Genomic DNA, 22,428 nt, shown 5'->3' on the forward strand with positions numbered 1-22,428 from the left:
GGCTACCCTGAACCGGCCCCGACGTGCTGCGGGGCTGCGGGGGAATGGGCGAACAACCCGGAATTATAGGGGATGCGGGGAGACTCCCGCTTGGTGCGCGGCCACCGCTTCAGGCAGCGGCCGGGGCATCCGGATGACCACTGCCGAGGCGCGCGGTCAGGGATGCCGGTTCAATGTCGATGCGAAGCCGCTTGCGGCGCCAGGCCCAGCAGACCCTCGACACCGTACAGCGAAGCCAGCTCGGCAAGTTGCGGCGGAACGCCCTGCAGCGACAGCTTGCCCTGGCGGGCGGCGGCGGCGCGTTGCCAGGCCAGCAGCACGGCCACGGCGGACGAATCCACCTGCGCCAGCGCGGCGCAGTCTACCTGCGTTTCGCCTTGCGCCACGCGCGACAGGCCATCACGCAGCACGGCGGCGGCGTTCTGGTTGGTCAGCGAGGTGCCAAGCGAGAGCATGGTGAAGGATGGTTCGGCGAAGCCAGCGGAGTCCCGGAAAACATAAGCTCCCGCTTCAAGCGGGAGCTTATGTGCGTGCGGACTATTGTAGAGCAGTTTCGCGGTCGCGTGCTGCGACGCAGCGACGCCCGAGGGTTCAGCTCTTGGCGTTGGCCAGTTGGCGGTTGCGGTCCTGCAGCGTCTTGATCACGCCATCGACACCCTGCTGGCCGACGATAGTGTTGAAGCTGCCCTTGTAGGCTTCGGTCAGCCACGCTCCCAGCACGTTGATGTCATAGACCTTCCAGCCCTGCGCGGTCTTCTCGAGGCGGTAGTCGAGCTGGATCGGCTCGCCCTTGTTGATCACCTGGGTGCGGATGGTCGCATCGGTGTCCTCGGGCGAACCGCGGTACGGCTTGTACTGCACGGTCTGGTCGCGGATCTGCGCGATGGCGCCGGCGTAGGTGCGGATCAGCAGCGTCTTGAACTCGTCGATAATCACCTTCTGCTGCTCGGGCGTGGCCTTCGACCAGTTGCGGCCCATGGCGATTTGCGTGGTCTTCTGGAAGTTCGCGTTCGGCAGGATCTTCTGCTCGACCAGCGCGGAGATCTTGGCAATATTGCCGGCCTGCATATCCTTGTCGCTCTTGACGCTGCTCATCACGTCGTTGACGACGGCCTTGACCAACGTTTCGGGGCTGGCGGCATCCTGCGCCGGAACCTGCGCCTGGGCGGCGCCGGCAAAGGCGGCTACAGCGAGGAAGGGGAGCAACAGTCGCTTGATCATGAAATTTTCCTTCTCAGTCAGGTTCGTTCGCTGCCCGGAAATCGACTGCCGTTTCTGACAGTCCGCAATCCAGGACCTTGCGCACATTGGAACATAGTCCAGCGCAGCGAGTTTTTGGCGCCAGGGCATCCGGCGCCACTTCAAAACAATTTGTTTCAGTGCTGACAGCGCGTTCACAGCGTCGGCGAGCGTGCACGAGGTCAGCGGATGCGCAAGCCGCCGCCGGGAACAAAGCGCTGCATCGGCGACGTCGGCGGCACGGGCAGGTTCTGGCCCTCGGGCTGCGTCGCTCCCTCGGCGGGTGTGGCGGGTGCCTGGGACGGCTCCTGCGCCGACGGCTGGGGTCCTGGCGGCTGAGGGGCTGCAGCGCCGTCGCTCTCTGATTCGTCATCCTCGCGGCTCGGAGGATTGCCATCGTAGATCAGGTACTCGCGCCGCTGCAGGTACGCATCTCGCATGAACGCGTATTTATCCAGCGCGGCCTGCTCGAGCAGGTTGGTCGCGCCCAGCAACTGTGCGCGGCCCGCCACGATACGAACCCCGACCAGCGAATTACGCAACGAGACCGGGTAGAAATAGGCCGAAGGGTCGATCTGCCGGTCCACCAGCATGCCCGCGGTGTCGCGCACGGTGCTCGGCCCAAACAGCGGCAGCACCAGGTACGGTCCCGCGGGCACGCCCCACACGCCCAATGTCTGGCCGAAGTCTTCCTTGTACTTCGGCAGGCCGCCCGGGGTTGCGATATCGATCAGCCCGCCGATACCCAGCACGGTGTTGATCGCGACCCGCATGGTGTCTTCAGCGGCGCGCGTGGGCTTGCCCTGCAGCAGGTTGTTCACCGCCGAATAGACGTCGCTGACGTTCGAAAAGAAATTGTCGACCGCCGTCTGGACGGGCGACGGGATGTAGTCGGAGTAGAGCTGGGCAACCGGCTTCAGCACGCCCTTGTCGAAGTCCTCGTTGATGCGCGAGACCTCGCGGTTGAACGGTTCGAGCGGATCCTTCGGGTTGGCGGTCGGGCCCGTGGCGCAACCGGCCAGCAGCATCAGCGCGCTGGCCGCGAAAGCCAGTGCGGTGCGCCTGGGCGTGCAGGAGGGGGCCGTCATTTACCTGCCCCGCCCAGGGCCGGTGCGCTCGCCGCGCCACCACTGCTGCCCCCGCCGGCGCCGGCATCGGCCGCCTTGTTGTAGAGGAACTGGCCGATCAGGTTTTCCAGCACCACCGCCGACTGCGTCATGGTGATGCGCGACCCCTGTGCCAGCATGGCGGTGTCGCCGCCAGCCTCCAGGCCGATGTACTGCTCGCCGAGCAGCCCCGAGGTCAGGATCTTGGCCGAGGTGTCCTTTGGAAACTGGTACTGCTTTTCCAGGTTCATGACCACGGTCGCCTGGTAGGTCTTGTCGTCGAACCGGATCGCGGCCACGCGCCCCACCACCACGCCGGCGCTCTTGACCGGCGCACGCGCCTTGAGTCCGCCGATATTGTCGAAGCGCGCTTCGACCGCATAGGTTTCCTGGAACGTGAAGGCGCTCATGTTGCCGACCTTCAGGGCGAGGAACAGCAAGGCAACGAAGCCTGCCACCACGAACAACCCCACCCAGAAATCGAGTGCACTTTTTTTCATTGGGATCTCTTTCTACCCGTTGTCCTGCCGGTTGGCCCGATGCCGTTGTCCATCAACTGAACATCAGCGCCGTCAGCAGGAAATCCAGCCCAAGCACGGCCAGCGACGCAATCACCACGGTGCGGGTCGTGGCCCGCGACACGCCTTCCGGCGTGGGCTTGGCTTCGAATCCCTGGTACAGCGCGATGAACGTCACGGCAATGCCGAAGATAAAACTCTTGATGACGCCGTTGACCACGTCGTCACGCACGTCCACGCCACCTTGCATCTGCGACCAGAAGGCACCCGCGTCCACGCCAATCAGCTGCACACCGACCAGGTAGCCGCCCAGGACGCCCACCGCACTGAAGATCGCGGCAAGAACCGGCATGGCCACCACACCCGCCCAGAAACGCGGGGCGATCACGCGTTGCAACGGGTTAACGGCCATCATCTCCATGGCCGTGAGTTGTTCTCCGGCCTTCATCAGGCCGATCTCCGCAGTCAACGAGGTGCCCGCGCGGCCGGCGAAAAGCAGCGCCGTGACCACGGGTCCGAGTTCGCGCACGAGCGACAGCGCCACCAGCAGCCCGAGCGCCTGCTCCGAGCCGTAGCGGTTCAGCGTGTAGTAGCCCTGCAGGCCGAGCACGAAGCCAACGAACAGGCCGGACACGGCAATAATCACCAGCGACAGGTTGCCAACGAAGAAGATCTGGTCCGTCACAAGACGGAAGCGCCGAAGCAGTGTCGGCGACAGTCCCAGCACGGTGAAGAACATCCGGGTGGCACGACCAAGTCCGAGAACACTCAGCCGCACCGCAGCGCCGATTGCCGTCAGAAAGCCTTTCAACGCGCACCTCCGCCGGCAAAATCCTCGGCCAGCGTGGGGCCCGGATAGTGGAACGGCACCGGACCGTCGGCCTCGGCATGGACGAACTGGTGCACGAACGGATCCGTCGAGGCGCGCAGGGTTTCCGGTTCGCCATGCGCGGCAATGCGGCCGTTGGCAATGAAGTACACGTAGTCGGCGATCTGGAAGGTCTCGTGCACGTCGTGCGAGACGATGATCGTGGTGGCGCCCAGCGCGTCGTTGAGGCTGCGAATCAGCCGCGCGGTCAGTCCCAGGGATATCGGATCAAGCCCGGCAAAGGGCTCGTCGTACATCAGCAGCGTCGGATCCAGCGCGATTGCCCGGGCCAGGGCCACCCGACGCGCCATGCCGCCGGAGATCTGCGACGGCATCAGGTCTCGCGCGCCGCGCAGGCCCACCGCATTGAGCTTCATCAGCACCAGGTCGCGGATCATCGATTCGGGCAGGTCCGTGTGCTCGCGCAGCGGGAAAGCCACATTATCGAACACCGACAGGTCGGTAAACAGCGCGCCGAACTGGAACAGCATGCCCATCTGGCGCCGCACGGCGTACAGCCCCTTCACATCCAGTGCCTGGATATCGGCGCCGTCGAACTTGACCGCACCGGATTGCGGCCGTACCTGGCCGCCGATCAGGCGCAGGACGGTGGTCTTGCCGCAGCCGGATCCGCCCATCACCGCGATCACCTTGCCACGCGGGAATTGCATGGTCAGGCCGGTCAGGATCGGCTTGGCATCAGGCGAGTAGGCAAAATCTACCGCGTTGAGTTCGACGAGATGGTGGGCTGAATCAGTCACGTTGGCAGCGTTCCGGGCAGTCGGCCATTATAAGGGCTACTACCTAGGCCTGCAGGCCGCCGTGGGCCCGCCGCCACATCGAACGCTGCCGGAGCGCTATGGCTCCCCCTGCGCGGCATCGCGCAGGATGACCTGCCACTGGATCGACTCGGAGCGGATCGCGGTGGCGAACGCCTCGGGTGAATCGCGCAGTGGCGCCAGGCCCGCAGCAATCAGGCGCGCGCGGACTTCCCGCTCGGCCATCACCTCGTCCAGCTCGACCGCCAGGCGCGCGACGATCGCGCGCGGCGTCTTGGCCGGTGCCAGCACACCGAACCAGGCTGCGGCGGCATATCCCTCCAGGCCGGCTTCCTGCAGCGTCGGCACCAGCGGCGCCAGCGGCGAGCGCGATACGCCGGTCACGCCGATCATGCGCAGCGCGCCGCTGCGGACATGACTCTGCACGGCCGCATAGGAGCAGAAGCACGCACTGATCCGGCCGGCCAGCATCTCCTGCACGATCGCCCCCTCGCCCTTGGCCGTCACGAGCGGCACGCCGTTGCGGATGCCGCGCACGGCGTATTCCGCATACAGGTGGGACGGGCTGCCCGGCTGGCCGTATCCGTAGCTGTAGGAGCCGGGATTCGACCTGACCGCGACCGCCCATTGTTCCGGCGTGCGCATCGGCAAGCGGCCATCGATGACCAGGAAGAGCGGCGTGGTGGCCACGCGGGCGACCGGCGTGAAATCGCGCACCACGTCATACGGCACGGGCTCCAGCCCGGGCTGGATCAGCATGTTGGCCTGGTGAAACAGCAAGGTGTGCCCGTCCGAGCTTGACTTGGCCACGACATCGCCGGCCGTGGTACCGGCCGCGCCGGGCCGGTTGTCCACATCCACCGGCACACCGAGCCGGGCCGACAGCCGCTCGGCAAGCAGGCGCGCGATGGCATCGGCCACGCCGCCCGCGGGAAACGGGACGATCAGTCGCACCGGCCGCGCCGGAAACGACATCGTCCGCGCCATGGCGGTCGGCGTCGAGGCGCTGGCCGTCGATATGGCTTGCGCGGCAACAGGCGTCCCAGCCGCCAGCAAGGCAGCCAACACCCCAGACCACGCCACTGCAGCATTCCGGATGGCAGCAGGAAGCACTAACTTCGCTTTACCTCGCCAAAGCCGCGACAAAGTGCGTACTTCGGTCATCAATTTTCTCCGGCGCGTCCCGCTTAGCAGGACCGCATATGGGTCGGCTGAAAAAGGATCCGAGGCGATTTCTGATTATTGTTTTTGTAAATTGTACGAACAACCTGAGGGAGGAACACAGGCACGTAAACCATAGCGCGGGAGAACCCTGAAATCGCCCGGAAGCGCAAATGAACATCCGGCATCTTTGCGCAACCACCGCCAATGCCGCCTACAATGGCGCGATGTCAGATTTCCATGTGCGGTGCATGACCGCCGCAGACCTGCCTGGTGTACTGGAGATCCAGGCGCAGTGCTATCCCGGCAACCTGCTTGAAGGCATCGAGGCCTTCGCCAGCCGGTTAATGTTCGCTCCATCGACCTGCATGGTCGCGATTTCCGGCGGGGATAGAGCCCTGGCGGGCTACCTTTTCACCCACCCTTGGCCACGGAGCAGCCTGCCGCCGCTCGACGGCGTCCTGGAGCCATCCGCTGAGGGGTTGGACACGGTCATGACCTGGTTCGTCCATGACATGGCGGTAGCACCGGCAGGACGAGGGAGCGGCCTCGCGCCAAGGCTCTATGAGGCGGCCTTGCAGGCTGCGCTGGAAGCCGGCTTGCAGCATTCGCGGCTGATCGCGGTGCAGGCCGCGGCGGACTGGTGGCGCAGGCTTGGGTACGCTCCGATGGCAGCGCAGCAGGCCGCAGTGCATGCCCGCAAGCTCGCCAGCTATGGGTCGGGCGCGCTGATCATGGAGCGCACGCTAAGCGCTTAGGCTCCCGGACGCGGAAAAGAAAAACCCGCCTGGCTCGCACCAGGCGGGTTTTTTCGATCCGTCCTAGCGGCGCGATCAGCGCGGCAGTTCCGAATGGCCCATCAGGAACGCATCGACCGAACGCGCGGCCTGGCGGCCTTCGCGGATTGCCCACACCACCAGCGACTGGCCGCGGCGCACGTCGCCAGCGGCGAACACCTTCGGCACATTGGTCTGGTAGGCGCGCTCGCCCTCGGTGGCGGCCTTGGCGTTCTTGCGTGCATCGGTGTCGACACCGAATGCGTCCAGCATCGAACCCACCGGGTTGGTGAAACCCATGGCCAGCAGCACCAGGTCCGCCGGCAGGATGAATTCGCTGCCCGGCACTTCCTGCATCCTGCCGTCCTTCCACTCGACGCGGCAGGCCTTCAGCGCGGTGACCTTGCCGTTCTCGCCGATGAATTCCTTGGTGGCGACGGACCAGTCGCGGTCGCAGCCTTCTTCGTGCGACGACGAGGTGCGCAGCTTGATCGGCCAGTACGGCCACACCAGCGGCTTGTCTTCTTCCTCCGGCGGCTGCGGCAGCAGTTCGAACTGGTTCACCGACGTCGCGCCATGGCGGTTCGAGGTGCCGACGCAGTCGGAACCTGTATCGCCACCGCCGATCACGATCACGTTCTTGCCTTCGGCGCGGATGTTGTTCTCGCCATCGCCCGCCACTTCCTTGTTCTGCGGAATCAGGAATTCCAGCGCGAAGTGAATACCGTCCAGGTCGCGGCCCGGCACCGGCAAGTCGCGCGGCACTTCCGAGCCGCCGGCCAGCACGACGGCGTCGAACTGGTCCATCAGGTCCTTGGCCGAGATGGTTTCGCGGGCGTAGTTCTTGATGCCGGCCGGCAGCGCGCCGTCGGTCACCATCACGCCGGCGCGGAAGGTCACGCCTTCGGCCTGCATCTGCTCGATGCGGCGGTCGATCAGCGTCTTCTCCATCTTGAAGTCGGGGATGCCGTAGCGCAGCAGGCCGCCAATGCGGTCGTTCTTCTCGAACACGGTCACGTCATGGCCGGCGCGCGCCAGTTGCTGCGCGGCCGCCATGCCGGCGGGACCCGAGCCGACCACGGCCACGGTCTTGCCGGTCTTGTGCTTGGGCGCCTGCGGCGCGACCCAGCCCTCTTCCCAGGCCTTGTCGATGATGGCGTGCTCGATCGACTTGATGCCGACCGGCAGCTCGTTGATGCCCAGCGTGCAGGCGGCCTCGCACGGCGCCGGGCAGATGCGGCCCGTGAACTCGGGGAAGTTGTTGGTCTGGTGCAGCACCTCGATGGCGCTCTTCCAGTCCTGGCGGTACACCAGGTCGTTGAAGTCCGGAATGATGTTGTTGACCGGGCAGCCGTTGTTGCAGAACGGGATGCCGCAGTCCATGCAGCGCGCACCCTGGAGCTTCGCTTCGCTGTCGGACAGCGCGAACACGAATTCCTTGTAGTGCTTCACGCGCTTGACTACCGCTTCGTAGCCTTCGTTCTGGCGCGGAAATTCGAGAAAGCCAGTCGCCTTACCCATGTTGCGTCCTTGGTCTTGCTGGCAAGACCGGCGTGGCCGGCCTTGCTGTGAGGTCAGTATCTTGTCGGGACCGCCGCCGGTGCTGCCCTGGCTGCGGCCCCTGTCTCGTGGTGCCGCGGATCAGGCGGCGATGGCTTCGCGGTCGCTGTCGCGGGCAGCCTGTTCCTTGGCGTACATCTCGCCCAGCGCGCGCTTGTACTCGGTCGGGAAGACCTTGACGAACTTGCGGCGCGCCGTGGTCCAGTCCGCCAGCAGCGCCTTGGCGCGCTCCGAACCGGTGTAGCGGAAGTGCTGCTCGATCAGGTTGCGCAGGATGACTTCGTCAAGCTGGCGCGTGCCGTTGAGCTTGTGCCACGAAGACGGGCTCTGGCCCTTCTCCTGGTCGGCCGACGCCAGCACCGCTTCTAGTGCGACCATCGAGGTGTTGCAGCGCTTGTCGAACAGGCCGTCTTCGTCATAGACGTAGGCCACGCCGCCCGACATGCCGGCCGCGAAGTTGCGGCCGGTGCCGCCCAGCACCACCACGGTACCGCCGGTCATGTACTCGCAACCGTGGTCGCCGGTGCCTTCCACGACCGCCGAAGCGCCCGAGTTGCGCACCGCGAAGCGCTCGCCGGCCACGCCGTTGAAGAACGCTTCACCGGCAATCGCGCCGTACAGCACGGTGTTGCCGACGATGATGTTGCGAGTCGGATCGCCGCGGAACTCGTGCGGAGCGCGCACGATCACGCGGCCGCCCGACAGGCCCTTGCCGACATAGTCGTTGCCGTCGCCAACCAGGTCCAGCGTGATGCCGTGCGCCAGGAACGCGCCGAACGACTGGCCCGCGGTGCCTTGCAGCTGGATGTGGATGGTGTCGTCCGGCAGGCCTTCGTGGCCGTACTGCTTGGCCACCACGCCCGACAGCATCGCGCCGACGGTACGGTTCACGTTCTTGACCGGCTGGATGAACGACACGCGCTCGCCCTTCTCGATCGCCGGACGTGCCTTGGCGATCAGCACGTGGTCCAGCGCCTTGCCGGCTTCGGCCGACAGGCCGTGGTCCTGCACGTCGGTGTGGTACAGCGGCGTGTCCGCCGGCAGTGCCACCTGGTGGAAGATGCGGCCGAAGTCCAGGCCGCGGGCCTTCCAGTGTTCGATGCCAGCCTTCGTGTCGAGCAGGTCGGCGCGGCCGATCAGTTCGTCGAAGGTGCGGATGCCCAGCTGGGCCATGATCTCGCGGGCTTCTTCAGCAACAAAGAAGAAGAAGTTGACCACGTGTTCCGGCTTGCCCTGGAACTTCTTGCGCAGCTGCGGATCCTGGGTGGCCACGCCCACCGGGCAGGTGTTCAGGTGGCACTTGCGCATCATGATGCAGCCCTCGGCAACCAGCGGTGCCGTGGCGAAGCCGAACTCGTCGGCGCCCAGCAGCGCGCCGATGACGACGTCGCGGCCGGTCTTCATCTGGCCGTCGGCCTGCACGCGGATGCGGTTGCGCAGGCCGTTGAGCAGCAGCGTTTGCTGCGTTTCGGCCAGGCCGAGTTCCCACGGCGAGCCTGCGTGCTTGATCGACGACCACGGCGAAGCACCGGTGCCGCCATCATGGCCGGCGATCACGACGTGATCGGCCTTGGCCTTGGACACCCCAGCAGCCACCGTGCCGACGCCCACTTCGGACACCAGCTTGACCGAGATATCCGACGACGGGTTGACGTTCTTCAGGTCGTGGATCAGCTGTGCCAGATCCTCGATCGAGTAGATATCGTGGTGCGGCGGCGGCGAGATCAGGCCGACGCCCGGCACCGAGTAACGCAGCTTGCCGATGTAGTCCGACACCTTGTGGCCCGGCAGCTGGCCGCCTTCGCCCGGCTTGGCGCCCTGCGCCATCTTGATCTGGATCTGGTCGGCGGAGGCCAGGTACTCTGCGGTCACGCCGAAACGGCCCGACGCCACCTGCTTGATCTTCGAGCGCAGCGAGTCGCCGTCCTGCAGCGGCAGGTCGGCCTCGATCACGTCGCCCAGCAGGCTTTTCAGGCTGTCGCCCTGCTTGATGGGGATGCCGCGCAGTTCATTGCGGTAGCGCTTCTCGTCCTCGCCGCCTTCACCGGTGTTCGACTTGCCGCCGATGCGGTTCATCGCCACGGCCAGCGTGGCGTGGGCTTCGGTCGAGATCGAGCCGAGCGACATCGCGCCCGTCGCGAAGCGACGCACGATTTCCTTCGCGGGCTCGACTTCTTCCAGCGGAATCGCCTTGGCCGGATCGACCTTGAACTCGAACAGGCCACGCAGCGTCATGTGGCGCTTGCTCTGGTCGTTGATGATGTTGGCGTATTCCTTGTACGTCTGGTAGGCGCCCTTGCCGTCGTCCGCGCGCACCGAGTGCTGCAGCTTGGCGATCGAGTCCGGGGTCCACATATGCTCTTCGCCGCGGATGCGGAAGGCGTATTCGCCGCCGGTGTCGAGCATGTTCTCCAGCACCGGGCTCGCGCCGAAGGCGTCCTTGTGCAGGCGCAGCGCTTCCTCGGCCACCTCGAAGATGCCGATGCCTTCGACATTCGACGGCGTGCCGTGGAAGTACTTCTGGACCAGCTCGCGCGACAGGCCGATCGCTTCGAAGATCTGTGCGCCGGTGTACGACATGTACGTGGAGATGCCCATCTTGGACATCACCTTGAACAGGCCCTTGCCGATCGCCTTGACGAAGTTCTTGATCGCCTTCTCGGCCGACAGGTCGCCCGACAGGTCTGCGGCCATATCGGCCAGCGTTTCCATGGCCAGGTACGGGTGCACGGCTTCGGCGCCGTAGCCGGCCAGCAGTGCGAAGTGGTGCACTTCACGCGCCGTGCCGGTCTCGACCACCAGGCCGGTGGACGTGCGCAGGCCCTTCTCCACCAGGTGGTGGTGGATCGCGGACGTGGCCAGCAGCGCGGGAATCGCGACCTGGTCGGCGTCGACGCGGCGGTCGGTCACGATCAGGATGTTGTAGCCCGAACGCACGGCATCCACGGCTTCGGCGCACAGCGAGGCCAGGCGCGCTTCAATGCCTTCCTTGCCCCATGCGGTCGGATAGCAGATGTTCAGTTCGTACGAACGGAACTTGCCGCCGGTGTAGTGCTCGATGTTGCGGATCTTGGCGATGTCCTTGAAGTCCAGCACGGGCTGGGACACTTCGAGGCGCATCGGCGGGTTGATGTTGTTCAGCTCGAGCAGGTTCGGCTTCGGGCCGATGAACGACACCAGCGACATCACCATGTTCTCGCGGATCGGGTCGATCGGCGGGTTGGTCACCTGGGCGAACAGCTGGCGGAAGTAGTGGTACAGCGTCTTGTTCTTCGACGACAGCACGGCCAGCGGCGAGTCATTGCCCATCGAGCCGGTGGCTTCCTCGCCCGACAGCGCCATCGGCGCCATCAGGAATTTGACGTCCTCCTGGGTGTAGCCGAACGACTGCTGGCGGTCCAGCAGCTTGGCCACGGGCTTCTTCTCGGCAGCGACGTCTTCGGGCTTGGCGTCGATCTCATCCAGCTTGATGCGTACGGCGTCGATCCAGCTCTTGTACGGCTTGGCGTTGGCCAGGTTGTCCTTGAGTTCCTTGTCGTCGATGATGCGGCCCTGCTCCATGTCGATCAGGAACATCTTGCCCGGCTGCAGGCGCCACTTTTCGACGATGCGCGACTCGGGGAACGGCAGCACGCCGGCTTCCGAGGCCAGCACGACGATGTCGTCCTCGGTCACGTAGAAGCGGGCCGGACGCAGGCCGTTACGGTCCAGCGTCGCGCCGATCTGGCGGCCGTCGGTGAAGCAGATCGCGGCCGGGCCGTCCCACGGCTCCATCATGGCGGCGTGGTACTCGTAGAAGGCGCGACGGTTGTCGTCCATCAGCGTGTGCTGCTCCCAGGCTTCCGGGATCATCATCATCATCGCGTGGACGAGCGGGTAGCCGGCCATCGTCAGCAGTTCGAGGCAGTTGTCGAACGATGCGGTGTCGGACTGGCCCGGGTAGATCAGCGGCCACAGCTTGGGCAGGTCGTCGCCGAGCACCGGCGACGAGATCGCGCCGGTACGGGCGTTGATCCAGTTGACGTTGCCCTTGACGGTGTTGATTTCACCGTTGTGGGCGACCATGCGGTACGGGTGGGCCAGCTCCCAGGCCGGGAAGGTGTTGGTCGAGAAGCGCTGGTGCACCAGGGCCAGGGCCGACACGGCGCGCTGGTCCTGAAGGTCCAGGTAGTACTCGCCGACCTGGTTGGCCAGCAGCAGGCCCTTGTACACCACCGTGCGCGCCGACATCGACGGTACGAAGTATTCCTTGCCGTGCTTGAGCTTGAGCGCCTGGATGGCGTGGCTGGCGGTCTTGCGGATCACGTAGAGCTTACGTTCCAGCGCGTCCGTCGTCATGATGTCGCGGCCGCGACCGATGAAGATCTGGCGGATGACCGGCTCGGTCTTGCGGACCGTCGGCGACATCGGCATGTTCGCGTCGACCGGCACGTCGCGCCAGCCCAGCACGACCTGGCCTTCCAGGCGAACCGTACGCTCCAGTTCCTGTTCGCAGGCCAGGCGCGAGGCGTGTTCCTTCGGCAGGAAGATCATGCCCACGCCGTATTCGCCGGCGGGCGGCAGGCTCACGCCCTGCGCGGCCATCTCTTCGCGATAGAACTGGTCGGGGATCTGGATCAGGATGCCGGCGCCGTCGCCCATCAGCGCATCCGCGCCGACCGCACCACGATGGTCCAGGTTCTCAAGGATCTTCAGGCCCTGGCTGACGATCTCGTGAGTCTTCTTGCCCTTGATATGCGCAACCATGCCGACGCCGCAGGCGTCGTGCTCATTGGTCGGGTCATACATGCCTTGTGCTTGCGGACGCAGGGCGATGTCAGTGGAAGTGGCGCTGGTCTGCGCCTGGGCCAGTTCCTGGGCCGGATGGTTTTGCGATTGGTCCACGGGCTGAATTCCGGTGAAGGCTGCGCGGAATGCCGGGTAGACCGAAGGGGTACCGCATTCTGCCTGCGCGCCGGACACAATATCGGCCGGGTGGGCCGGTTTGGACCGGCTCATCTGCTGTCAGGGACTACGGGAACCGCAGCGGCGTACACGAGCGTGACGCGCCGCACAATTACTGTGGGTGGGGCAACTATATGGGAATACCGCTGACGCCGCAAAATTTTTAAATGGGGTCAGAACACATTTAAAAACAGATCGTTTTGAGAATCAAACTAAATGGGGACACATTAAACTGGCGCATTCCTGTTTGGACGTGGCGCATCAGCAACTCCATGGGTACCCTAAGCCACCGAGGTGTCCTCATGACCGGGTTCTGCGGACTGGCCGCGTTTGGGGCGGCCTTTCGGCAAGGGCTGTACGCGTCGCGCGCCCTGGCGCTCGAGTTGCATCAGGAAAGCCTCGCCGCCGAGGGGCCAGCCGCTGTGAGCGTGTTTGCGCAACGTGGCAAGGGTGCGGCCGGAGAGACCTTCATTGCTCAGCGATCGGTAGTTCGACTGCCGCTCGAACGGCGTATTGCCCAGCCCCCAGTACACGGAGTGATCGCTCACGAGTGCGCTGGCCTCGATGCCGACATGATGGCGGTGGCTGCTCCACCGGTCGGCTTCGGGCGTCATGACTTCGCCGGCCCGCAGGGCGTTGCCCTCGGTGTATAGCAGCGCCGGCAACATCCAGTCGGCTGGATCGAACACCGCGGACCGAAATCGCCCTTCCCACAGCGTGCCCGTCCGTCCCGCGGTGCGATTGAAGTAGCGCGCGTAGCGGCGCCCCACCGCCTGCATGGTCAGGCTCAGCGAGTCAGGCCCGCGCGGCGTGGCTACAAGGTGGATGTGATTGGGTCGCAAACCATAGGCGTGGATCGCCAGGTCGTATTCCCGCGCGGCCATGCGCAGGCTGTCCAAGTAGTGCAGGTAATCGTCCGGCCCCAGGAAGACCGGTTGCCGGTTGTTGCCGCGTTGCAACACAAGCGCCGGCAGGCCAGCCGGGGAAAAGCGGGGAAGTCGTGCCATCGGGAAGCTGCAGAGATCAGAACCGGGTTGCCCCAAATGATAGCCTGATCCGTCCCCAATTTTCGCGGGCACGATTTTGTCCCCGCCCTAACCCACAAAGGATGAGGTTAATTACCTTCGCTGACCGCAAAGATGCGGCGATGCTCGCGGATGGCGTAGCGGTCAGTCATACCGGCGATGTAATTCGCGATCAGCCGCGACTGGTCGCCGCCATGCGGCGCCTGATACTGCGGCGGCAGCAGGCGAGAATCGGACATGAAGGCCCCGAACAGGTCGGAGACGATGCGCTGCGCCTTGGACGACATGCGCATGACCAGATAATGCCGGTACAGGTGCCGGAACAGGAAGCGCTTGAGCGCGGCCGCCTCTTCGTGGATCTGCGCGCTGAACCCGATCAGCGGCCCCGCCGAGCGCACGGCCTCGATCGAGCGCGGGTTCGCTGCGGCGATATTCCGGCTGGTGGTCTCGATCAGGTCCACGATCAGCGTGTTGATCATGCGGCGCACGGTTTCGTTGATGGCGCGGCGACCGTTGATTCCCGGGAAGGCCACCGCTACTTCGGCACGGTGGCGTCCCCACATCGGTACTTCATCGAGCTGCTCGAGCGTCAGGAGCCCCGAGCGCAGGCCATCGTCGATATCGTGGTTGTTGTAGGCGATCTCGTCGGCCAGGTTGGCCAGTTGTGCCTCCAGCGACGGCTGCGCGCCCTCCAGGAAGCGCCGGCCAAGCTCGCCAAGCGCGGCCGCGTTGACGCGCGAACAATGCTTGAGGATGCCCTCTCGCGTCTCGAACGTCAGGTTCAGGCCATTGAAGCCGCCATAGCGCTCTTCCAGCTCGTCCACCACCAGCAGGCTCTGCAGGTTGTGCTCGAAGCCGCCGTGGTTCTTCATGCAGGCATTGAGGGCGTCCTGGCCGGCGTGGCCGAATGGCGTGTGACCGAGGTCGTGCGCCAGCGAGATCGCCTCGACGAGATCCTCGTTCAAGCGCAGGTTGCGCGCGATCGAGCGGGCGATCTGCGCCACTTCCAGGCTGTGCGTCAGGCGCGTGCGGAACAGGTCGCCTTCATGGTTGACGAAGACCTGGGTCTTGTACTCGAGCCTGCGGAAGGCCGTACTGTGGATGACGCGGTCCCGGTCGCGCTGGAATTCGCTGCGCGACGACGATGCGGGCTCGGCATGGACCCGTCCGCGCGTCTGCGCGGAGCGGGCGGCGTAGGGAGCGAGATGGCTTTCAAGGTCGGTCATGCAGCAATCCGTGGGCAGGGTCGGGGTTGCGAGGCATAACCGATCGCTCACGCGACCGAGGCCTCGGTGGGAGGTTTAAGCACGGCTTGCGCCAGCGTAGCGCGCAGGTCGGTATCTGGAACCGTGGTGATGAACGCGTCGCCAAGCTTCTTCAGCAGGATGAACTTGATGCTGCCGGCCTCGGCCTTCTTGTCCACCTTCATCAGTTCGATATAGCGGTCGGTGCCCAGTTCCGGCGCGACGATGGGCAGCATGGCCTTCTGCGTCAGTTCGCGGATGCGCGCGCGCGTTTCCGTGTCGATGAAGCCCAGGCGGTGCGACAGGTCTGCCGCCATCACCATGCCGCAGCCGACCGCTTCGCCATGGAGCCATTCGCCATAGCCCATGCCGGCTTCAATCGCATGGCCGAAGGTGTGGCCGAAATTCAGGATGGCGCGCAGGCCACCTTCGCGCTCGTCCTGCGCCACCACGCCCGACTTGATTTCGCAGGAGCGTTGCACGGCCATGGCCATCAGGTCCGGGTCGCATTGGTTCAGTGCGGCAATATTGCGCTCGATCCAGGCAAAGTACTCCGCATCGGCGATCGCGCCATGCTTGATGACTTCGGCCATGCCGGCCGCCAGCTCGCGCGGCGCCAGCGTGCGCAGCGTGTCGATATCGGCGATCACCGCATTCGGCTGGTGAAACGCGCCGATCATGTTCTTGCCAAGCGGATGGTTGATGCCGGTCTTGCCGCCCACCGACGAATCCACCTGCGACAGCAGCGTGGTCGGCACCTGCACGAACGGCACGCCGCGCATGTAGCAGGCTGCGGCAAACCCGGTCATGTCGCCGACCACCCCGCCGCCCAGTGCAATCAGCGTGGTTTTGCGGTCAGCGCCGGCCGACAGCAGCGCGTCGAAGATCAGGTTGAGCGTTTCCCACTGCTTGAAGGCCTCGCCATCGGGCAGCGTCACCACCCGTACGGTCTTGCCGAGCGCCTTCAGGCTGGCTTCCACGGGGGCCGCGTAGAGCGGGCCAACGGTTTCGTTCGTAACAATGACGGCATGCTGGCCGCGCACGTGCGGGCGCAGCAGTTCGGCGTTGCCGAGCAGGCCGGTACCGATATGGATGGGATAGCTGCGCTCTCCCAGGTCGACTTGTAGCGTGATCATGGATGCGTATCGTTAGCCGGCAGTTCCGGCGCGTCGGGGGCCGGATCGATGCGGAAACCGGCCATTTCCAGTTGCATCAAGACCATATTAGCAAGCTGCGCCACCGAGGGCTTGCCGGTCTCGATGATGAAATCGGCCACCTCGCGGTACAGCGGGTCGCGCGCGGCGTAGAGCGCTTCCAGCTTGCCCTTCGGATCTTCGGTCTGCAGCAGCGGGCGGTTGCGGTCGTGCCGGGTGCGCAGCCACAGGTCATGCGGGCTGGCGCGCAGGTAGACCACGGTGCCGCGGGATTTGAGCAGCTCGCGGTTCTCCGCCCGGAGCACCGCGCCGCCGCCGGTGGCCAGCACGATGCCGCTGCGCGCGGTCAGCTCGCTGATCATCGCCGCCTCGCGGTCGCGGAAACCTTCCTCGCCCTCGACCTCGAAGATCACCGGGATGCGCACGCCGCAGTGCGCTTCCAGTTCATGGTCGGAATCGAAGAACGGATAGTGCAGGCGCCGCGCGACCGTCCGGCCCACGGTAGTCTTGCCGGCACCCATCAGGCCGACGAAGAAGAGATTGGGACGGCCGGTCTCCGTGGCCGTCGGCAAGGCTGTCACTGGATTGTCGCTCGGGAATACGGATTCCGGTCCGTCCTCCCCCGTTGGAAACTGCATCATCTTCTTATGTTGGGCCGCCTGCGGCAAGTGCCGGATGCGGCATGGCCGTGCGATGGGCCGTCACGGACAAAAAAAGGCCGCATCGGTCGATGCGGCCTTGCAGTCTACTGCATCCAGCCTCCCGGGCGCCAATTACGCCGCATTCGCGCCGGGGCGAGCGTCATTTCAGCGTGACGCTCTCGTTCAGGACGCGCGGCGTCAGGAATACCAGCAATTCGGTACGGTTGCGCACCTTGGCGTTGCTCTTGAACAGGTAGCCGAGCACCGGGATATCCCCCAGGAACGGCACCTTGTCGGTGTCGTTGGACTCGGTCTGCGTGTAGATACCGCCGATCACCACCGTGCCGCCGTTGTCCACCAGCACCTGGGTCTGCACGTGCTTGGTATCGATGGCAAAGCCCGACGTGGTCTGGATGCCGACGCTGTCCTTGTTCACGTCCACGTCAAGCAGCACATTGCCTTCCGGCGTGATCTGCGGCGTCACCTCGAGCTTCAGGTTGGCCTTGCGGAACTGGACCGACGTGGCGCCGCTGGACGTCGCCGCCTGGTAAGGCAGTTCCGTGCCCTGCTCGATCAAGGCCTTGATGTTGTTGGCCGTCACCACGCGCGGGCTGGAGATGATCTTGCCCTTGCCGTCCGCTTCCAGCGCCGAAAGCTCGAGCGCCAGGAACTTGGTGGCCGCGCTGTTGAAGATGCTGACCGCGATGTTTGCCGGGTTCGCGCCGTTGATGGCGGCCGCCGGCAGGCTCAGGAACGGGCCGTTGTCGGACGTGGCGCCGGGCAGCACGTTGCCGTAGGTGTTCCCCACCTTGGCGTTGTTGTACTGGCCGGCGAAGCCGAGCTTGACACCAAGGTTGCGGCTGAACGTATCGGTCGCCTCGACGATGCGCGCCTCGATGATGACCTGGCGTACGGGGATGTCGATCTTGCCGAGGAAGTTCTGCACCTCCTCGAGCTTGCTCGCGATGTCCGACACGAACAGCTGGTTGGTGCGGGCATCCGCGGTCAGCGAACCGCGCTTGGATAGCATGCGCGTCGCCAGGCCGGCGGCGCCACCCACGCCAATGGCCGGAGCCGCCGCGCCCGGCGCCCCCGTGGCCAGGCCCAGCAGCATCTTGCGCACGTCTTCGGCACGCTGGTAGTTCAGCTGATACACCTGGCTGCGGATGGGCTCCAGGTCATTGATCTGCTGCTGCGCCTCCAGCTCGAGCTTTTCCTTGGTCGCAAGTTCTGCCTTGGGCGCCACCCACAGCACGTTGCCATTGCGGCGCGACGCCAGCCCCTTGGCATCCATCACGATCTGCAAGGCCTGGTCCCACGGCACGTCCTTGAGACGCAGCGTGATATTGCCCTGCACAGTGTCGCTGGTGATGATGTTCAGGTTGGTGAAATCGGCAAACACCTGCAGCAGCGAGCGGATGTCGATGTTCTGGAAGTTGAGCGACAGGCGCTCGCCACGGTAGCCCGGACCACTGATCAGCTTGGTCGGATCTTCCTTGACGGGGCGCACTTCAACCACGAACTGGGTGTCGGTCTGGTAGGAGCTGTACTCCCAGTTGCCGCGCGGCTCGATGGTCAGGCGGGTATTGCCGCTGGTGTCCGTGGCGCGCATGCCCTGCACCGGCGTGCCGAAGTCGCTGACATCGAAGCGGCGGCGCAGGTTGTCGGGCAGCGAGGTGCCGAGGAAGTCGACCACCACGTTCTGGCCCTGCTGCGCGATATTGATGCCGGATTCGCGCGAGGACAGGTCAACCACCACGCGTCCTGCGCCGTCCGCGCCGCGACGGAAGTCGATATTGCGCACGGAGGCACGCCCCACCGCAGCCGCGGCCGGTACGGAAGGCGCCGCGAAGGTTGGCGCGGCCGCCTTGGCCGCGGGTGCGACGTTGTCCAGCAGCACCACGAACTGGTTGCCGCGGACTTCGGTGCGGTAGGTCGCCGTGCGCGTAAGGTCCAGCACCACGCGCGTACGGCCGCCGATCTGCATGACGTTGGCGCCGCGCAGCAGCTTGCCGCCATAGTCATACTGGGCGCGTCCGGCGGCGAAGGCGGTGTCGAAGAAATCGATCGCGATGCGCGCCGGATTCTGCGTCGTGAAGTCGACCGGCTTTTGCGCCGGCGGCGACTGCAGGTCGATGGTGAACACGGTCTGCTCGCCCACGACACTGGAGTCGACCGCCTTCACCTGGTTTGTCTGAGCCAGCGCGGCCGGAGAGGCCAGCACCAGAGCCATTGTTGCCGCGCCCGCAAGCGCCCGGTACCAGCGACCCAGGGTCATGCCGACACCTCCAGCTTCAGGCTGGTCATTTTCTCTTTCCACTCGGATACCCCTTCCCGGACCAATTCGCGCAACACGATCTCCTGATCGGTGATGCGGACCACCCGGCCGTAGCTCTGGCCGAGATACTGACCCACCTTTACGTGGTGGATCTTGTTATCAACTCGAACGATGCCGAAGGTCTCGCCGTTCTTCTTCATCATGCCGAGCATCTTGAAGTTTTCGAGCGGATAGTCCTCCAGCGGCTCGCGACGCCGTCCGGCTTCGGGCGACTCCGCCATCATCTTGTTGAGTTCGCCGATCTTGGTCTGCGCGAACGGCTCGGGCGCGCTGCGTCCGGCGTATTCGCGCGGCACGTAGGGCTTGGGCTCGGGCAGCGGTGCGGGCGGCTGGGCCTTGGCATTGCGCGTGGCGTCCATCCACTGGTGCAGCGCCTGTTCGTCGCTGGAGCCGCATGCGCCCAGCAGGCCGGCAGCCAGCGCGGCCATGGCAAGCACGCCGGCGCGCTGCAGGGAAAGGCTCACGCGGCGGCTCATTTGGCACCTCCGGCCGGCTTGGCGGCGTTGGCGGCAGCCTTGCGTTGCGCGGCCTGCTCGTCCGGGTCCAGCGTGCGGTAGGCCATCGCGACCGCCTCCATGGTCAGCGCGCCATCCTTGGTATTGGCGAGCTGCAGGTTCTGCATCGACACGATCCGCGACAGGGCGGCGACATCGGCGTTGAACTGCGCGACATCGTGGTAGCGGCCCGTCACCTTCAGGTTCACCGGGATCTCGGCGAAGTAAGGCTTGAGCACGGCGGCTTGCGGCTTGAACAGTTCGAACTGCAGGCCACGCGCCACGCCGGCGTGGTTGACGTCGGCCAGCAGCGCATCCATTTCGGTCTTGTTCGGAAGCTGGCGTTCAAGCTGCGCGACGCGCTGCTCGACCTGCTTTTTCTGCGCACGCAGCGCCTCGAGGTTGGCCACTTGCGCGACCTTGGACTGGTAGGCCTGCTTGAGGGTCTCCTGTTCGGCGCGCTGGCGGTCCAGCTCTTCGGACTTCCCGCTCCAGTAGAACTGCCACCCGAGCAGCAGCACCACTGCCGCCGCCGCGATGGCGAAAGCCACGCGCGGCGCCATCGGCCAGGTCTCGGGCTCGTTCATGTTGAGCCCGCGGAACTGGCCTGCGAGGTCCGACAGGTTGATTTCGGAGTTGAGCGCCATGATCAGGCCTTTCCGTTGGCTGCCGGCGCCTGAGCCGGTTGGGCCGGACCTTTGTTCTTGTCGGCCGGCGTTTCGGGAGCGCGGTAGGCGAAGCGCATGGAGAAATCGAACAGGCGGCGCTGCTCGCGCAGGTTGTTGGTCATCGTCACCGCCTTGGACTCGACCAGTTCGGCCTTGTCGAGCCAGGGCACCGTGCCAACATTGCGCAAGAGCTCTGAAATGCGCTCGTTGGACTGCGCCACGCCGGCAATCGTGAAGGTCTCGCCGGTCTGCTTCAGGCTGGTCAGGTAGACGCCTTCCGGCACCTGGCGCACCAGTTCTTCAAGCAGTTGCACCGGGCGGTTGCGTTCGGTCTGCAGGCTTTCCACGGCCTGCTGGCGTTGCAGCAGCGCCTCGATGTCTTTCTTGAGTGTGTTGACTTCGCGGATCTGCCCGTCCAGCCGGGCGTTTTCCGCGGCCAGGACCTGGTTCAGCGCGACCACCGATTCGGTCTGGCGGTCGATATAAAGCCCGCCCAGCAGCACCACCAGCGCCCCACCCGCGGCGGCGCCGCCAAGGATCCCGTAGACGCGCTTGCGTCGGGCAGCCTTGCGGGCTTCGTGGTAAGGCAGCAGGTTGACCGACGGGAGCGTGTTCGTTGACATTCGGATTCCCCCGGGGTGCGTTATTGCAGGCCGCGCAATGCCAGTCCGGCGCTGACGATATACGCCGGCAGGTCACGCTGCAGGTAGCGCTCGTTGACCTTGCCGTTGGTGACCATGTTGGCGAACGGGTTCGCCAGCGTGGTGGTGATCTGGGTCTGCTGCTGGATGGCCGCCTGCACGCCGACCAGCGACGCATGGCCGCCCGACAGCAGGATCTCGTCGACCCGGCCGAGGCTCGAACTCGCGATGAAGTTGCCCACCGCGGCCTGCACTTCCATGGCCAGCGCTTCGAGCGACGGCTTGAGCAGCTGGGCGCGCCAGGCTTCCGGCAGCGTGTTCTTGCGCTTCTTGATCTCGGCCTTGAGCGCGTCGAGCGTGAACATGCGCGCGGCGCTCTGCGTGAGTTGGTCGCCGTAGCTGTTCAGGGGTTGCTCGTACAGCTCTTTCCAGCCCTGGTAGAAGATGGCCTTGGAACGGCTGCCGCCCAGGTGAACGACGGCCACCACGGGCAGCGCGCGCGCGTCGGCTTCGGACATGTCGCTAGGCACGCCGAGCATCTGCACGATGGTCCGCTGCACCGCGTATTCCTCGACGTCCATGACCTGCGGGCGCAGGCCTGCCATCTCGGCGGCGGTGACGCGCTCCTGCACGCGATCGCTGTTGGCTGCGGTCACGCGCACGCCGATACCGCCCTCGGTTTCGCTCGGGCCGATCACGGCGAAGTCGAAATTCACCGTCTGCGACGGCGGATAAAGCCGGTGCGCCTCGGATTCGACCTGGGAATAGAGTTCGTCTTCGGACAGGTTGTCCGGCAGACTGACCGTCTGGGATTCGGTCAGCATCGAAGGCACGCCGAGCACCACGTCCTTGGTGCGAATGCCGGCCTTGCCAAGCGCGCGCTTGAGCGCAATGCCGACCGCCTCGATATTGACCACGTTGCCATCGGCAACGGCATTACGGTCCAGCAGTTCGCTGGCACATTTCTCCAGCCGGTAGTCATGTTTGCTGCCCCCCACGGACAGCTCGACTACCTTGACACTGGACGACCCGATATCCACGCCGACCGTAGTCCGGCGCAGAAGCCCCGACAAAATGCCCCGTCGCAAGGTGACCCCCTGACTTTTGAACTCACCCCTGGCTTGACTGCTCTAATCGGGCGAGCCATGTTTCTCGATGAAACGTTTTTGCTCTTTTATGTTGGGCGATTCTCACAAAAAGCGGCAGTGCTGGCAATGTGCCGGTCTGGCCACGCTTTTATTTTTGCGACGGCTCCTACAAAGCGTTGCCAAA

The 22,428-nt window shown here is 65.1% G+C and carries 19 protein-coding genes; 1 reads left to right on the forward strand and 18 read right to left on the reverse strand.

All coding sequences use genetic code 11. From position 1 onward, the window contains the following. Nucleotides 1–170: 170 nt before the first annotated feature. The 7 genes from AC3FKG_RS24250 to AC3FKG_RS24280 all read right to left on the reverse strand — a co-directional run bounded on the left by AC3FKG_RS24250 (nucleotide 171) and on the right by AC3FKG_RS24280 (nucleotide 5,530). Complete coding sequence (locus tag AC3FKG_RS24250; protein WP_483709594.1) at nucleotides 171–455, reverse strand: STAS domain-containing protein; 285 nt, start codon at nucleotides 453–455, stop codon at nucleotides 171–173. A 136-nt stretch (nucleotides 456–591) separates the two neighbouring features. Further along, nucleotides 592–1,221 (reverse strand): MlaC/ttg2D family ABC transporter substrate-binding protein, encoded by a 630-nt coding sequence (locus AC3FKG_RS24255; RefSeq protein WP_483709595.1) that lies wholly within the window; start codon nucleotides 1,219–1,221, stop codon nucleotides 592–594. Between the two features lie 200 nt (nucleotides 1,222–1,421). Further along, on the reverse strand, nucleotides 1,422–2,327 hold the full coding sequence (locus tag AC3FKG_RS24260) for an MlaA family lipoprotein (protein ID WP_488744355.1): 906 nt from the start codon (nucleotides 2,325–2,327) through the stop codon (nucleotides 1,422–1,424). Continuing rightward, complete coding sequence (mlaD, locus tag AC3FKG_RS24265; protein WP_483709598.1) at nucleotides 2,324–2,845, reverse strand: outer membrane lipid asymmetry maintenance protein MlaD; 522 nt, start codon at nucleotides 2,843–2,845, stop codon at nucleotides 2,324–2,326. Before mlaD ends, AC3FKG_RS24260 begins: the two co-directional genes overlap by 4 nt. 52 nt (nucleotides 2,846–2,897) lie before the next feature. Continuing rightward, a complete protein-coding gene (gene mlaE, locus AC3FKG_RS24270; RefSeq protein ID WP_488744356.1) occupies nucleotides 2,898–3,674 on the reverse strand; it encodes a lipid asymmetry maintenance ABC transporter permease subunit MlaE in 777 nt (258 codons plus the stop codon). Continuing rightward, nucleotides 3,671–4,492 carry an ABC transporter ATP-binding protein gene (locus AC3FKG_RS24275; RefSeq protein WP_483709601.1) on the reverse strand — a complete coding sequence of 274 codons (822 nt, stop codon included), beginning with the start codon at nucleotides 4,490–4,492 and terminating at the stop codon, nucleotides 3,671–3,673. The genes mlaE and AC3FKG_RS24275 overlap by 4 nt, the downstream gene beginning before the upstream one ends. 96 nt (nucleotides 4,493–4,588) lie before the next feature. After that, nucleotides 4,589–5,530, reverse strand: a complete 942-nt coding sequence (locus AC3FKG_RS24280) for a Bug family tripartite tricarboxylate transporter substrate binding protein (RefSeq protein ID WP_483711556.1) — start codon at nucleotides 5,528–5,530, stop codon at nucleotides 4,589–4,591. A 368-nt stretch (nucleotides 5,531–5,898) separates the two neighbouring features. On the opposite strand from AC3FKG_RS24280, the gene AC3FKG_RS24285 reads away from it, so the two are divergent. Continuing rightward, nucleotides 5,899–6,429 (forward strand): GNAT family N-acetyltransferase, encoded by a 531-nt coding sequence (locus tag AC3FKG_RS24285; RefSeq protein ID WP_483711557.1) that lies wholly within the window; start codon nucleotides 5,899–5,901, stop codon nucleotides 6,427–6,429. Between the two features lie 75 nt (nucleotides 6,430–6,504). On the opposite strand, the gene AC3FKG_RS24290 is transcribed toward AC3FKG_RS24285, so the two are convergent. The 11 genes from AC3FKG_RS24290 to pilM form a co-directional block, all read right to left on the reverse strand. Continuing rightward, the gene (locus AC3FKG_RS24290; protein ID WP_483709602.1) at nucleotides 6,505–7,968 is read right to left on the reverse strand and encodes a glutamate synthase subunit beta; all 1,464 of its coding nucleotides are present in this window, start codon (nucleotides 7,966–7,968) and stop codon (nucleotides 6,505–6,507) included. 120 nt (nucleotides 7,969–8,088) lie between these two features. Next, nucleotides 8,089–12,795: a glutamate synthase-related protein gene (locus AC3FKG_RS24295; RefSeq protein ID WP_483711558.1), complete on the reverse strand. Its 4,707-nt coding sequence runs from the start codon at nucleotides 12,793–12,795 to the stop codon at nucleotides 8,089–8,091. A 437-nt stretch (nucleotides 12,796–13,232) separates the two neighbouring features. Continuing rightward, on the reverse strand, nucleotides 13,233–13,958 hold the full coding sequence (locus AC3FKG_RS24300) for a transposase (protein WP_488744357.1): 726 nt from the start codon (nucleotides 13,956–13,958) through the stop codon (nucleotides 13,233–13,235). A 107-nt stretch (nucleotides 13,959–14,065) separates the two neighbouring features. Next, entirely contained in the window at nucleotides 14,066–15,202 is a 1,137-nt protein-coding gene (locus tag AC3FKG_RS24305) for a deoxyguanosinetriphosphate triphosphohydrolase (RefSeq protein WP_488744358.1), read from the reverse strand. Between the two features lie 47 nt (nucleotides 15,203–15,249). After that, nucleotides 15,250–16,356: a 3-dehydroquinate synthase gene (aroB, locus tag AC3FKG_RS24310; RefSeq protein WP_488744359.1), complete on the reverse strand. Its 1,107-nt coding sequence runs from the start codon at nucleotides 16,354–16,356 to the stop codon at nucleotides 15,250–15,252. Then, nucleotides 16,353–17,015 (reverse strand): shikimate kinase, encoded by a 663-nt coding sequence (locus AC3FKG_RS24315; RefSeq protein WP_483709608.1) that lies wholly within the window; start codon nucleotides 17,013–17,015, stop codon nucleotides 16,353–16,355. Before AC3FKG_RS24315 ends, aroB begins: the two co-directional genes overlap by 4 nt. A gap of 160 nt (nucleotides 17,016–17,175) precedes the next feature. Then, a complete protein-coding gene (locus AC3FKG_RS24320; RefSeq protein WP_483709610.1) occupies nucleotides 17,176–19,293 on the reverse strand; it encodes a type IV pilus secretin PilQ in 2,118 nt (705 codons plus the stop codon). Next, a complete protein-coding gene (locus AC3FKG_RS24325) occupies nucleotides 19,290–19,829 on the reverse strand; it encodes a pilus assembly protein PilP (protein WP_488744360.1) in 540 nt (179 codons plus the stop codon). The genes AC3FKG_RS24320 and AC3FKG_RS24325 overlap by 4 nt, the downstream gene beginning before the upstream one ends. Continuing rightward, a complete protein-coding gene (locus tag AC3FKG_RS24330) occupies nucleotides 19,826–20,494 on the reverse strand; it encodes a type IV pilus inner membrane component PilO (RefSeq protein WP_483709613.1) in 669 nt (222 codons plus the stop codon). Before AC3FKG_RS24330 ends, AC3FKG_RS24325 begins: the two co-directional genes overlap by 4 nt. 2 nt (nucleotides 20,495–20,496) lie before the next feature. After that, nucleotides 20,497–21,138, reverse strand: a complete 642-nt coding sequence (locus tag AC3FKG_RS24335; protein ID WP_483709614.1) for a PilN domain-containing protein — start codon at nucleotides 21,136–21,138, stop codon at nucleotides 20,497–20,499. Between the two features lie 20 nt (nucleotides 21,139–21,158). Further along, nucleotides 21,159–22,229: a type IV pilus assembly protein PilM gene (pilM, locus tag AC3FKG_RS24340; protein ID WP_483711559.1), complete on the reverse strand. Its 1,071-nt coding sequence runs from the start codon at nucleotides 22,227–22,229 to the stop codon at nucleotides 21,159–21,161. Nucleotides 22,230–22,428 lie beyond the last annotated feature (199 nt).

Source organism: Cupriavidus sp. 22TCCZM04-2, from assembly GCF_057798895.1.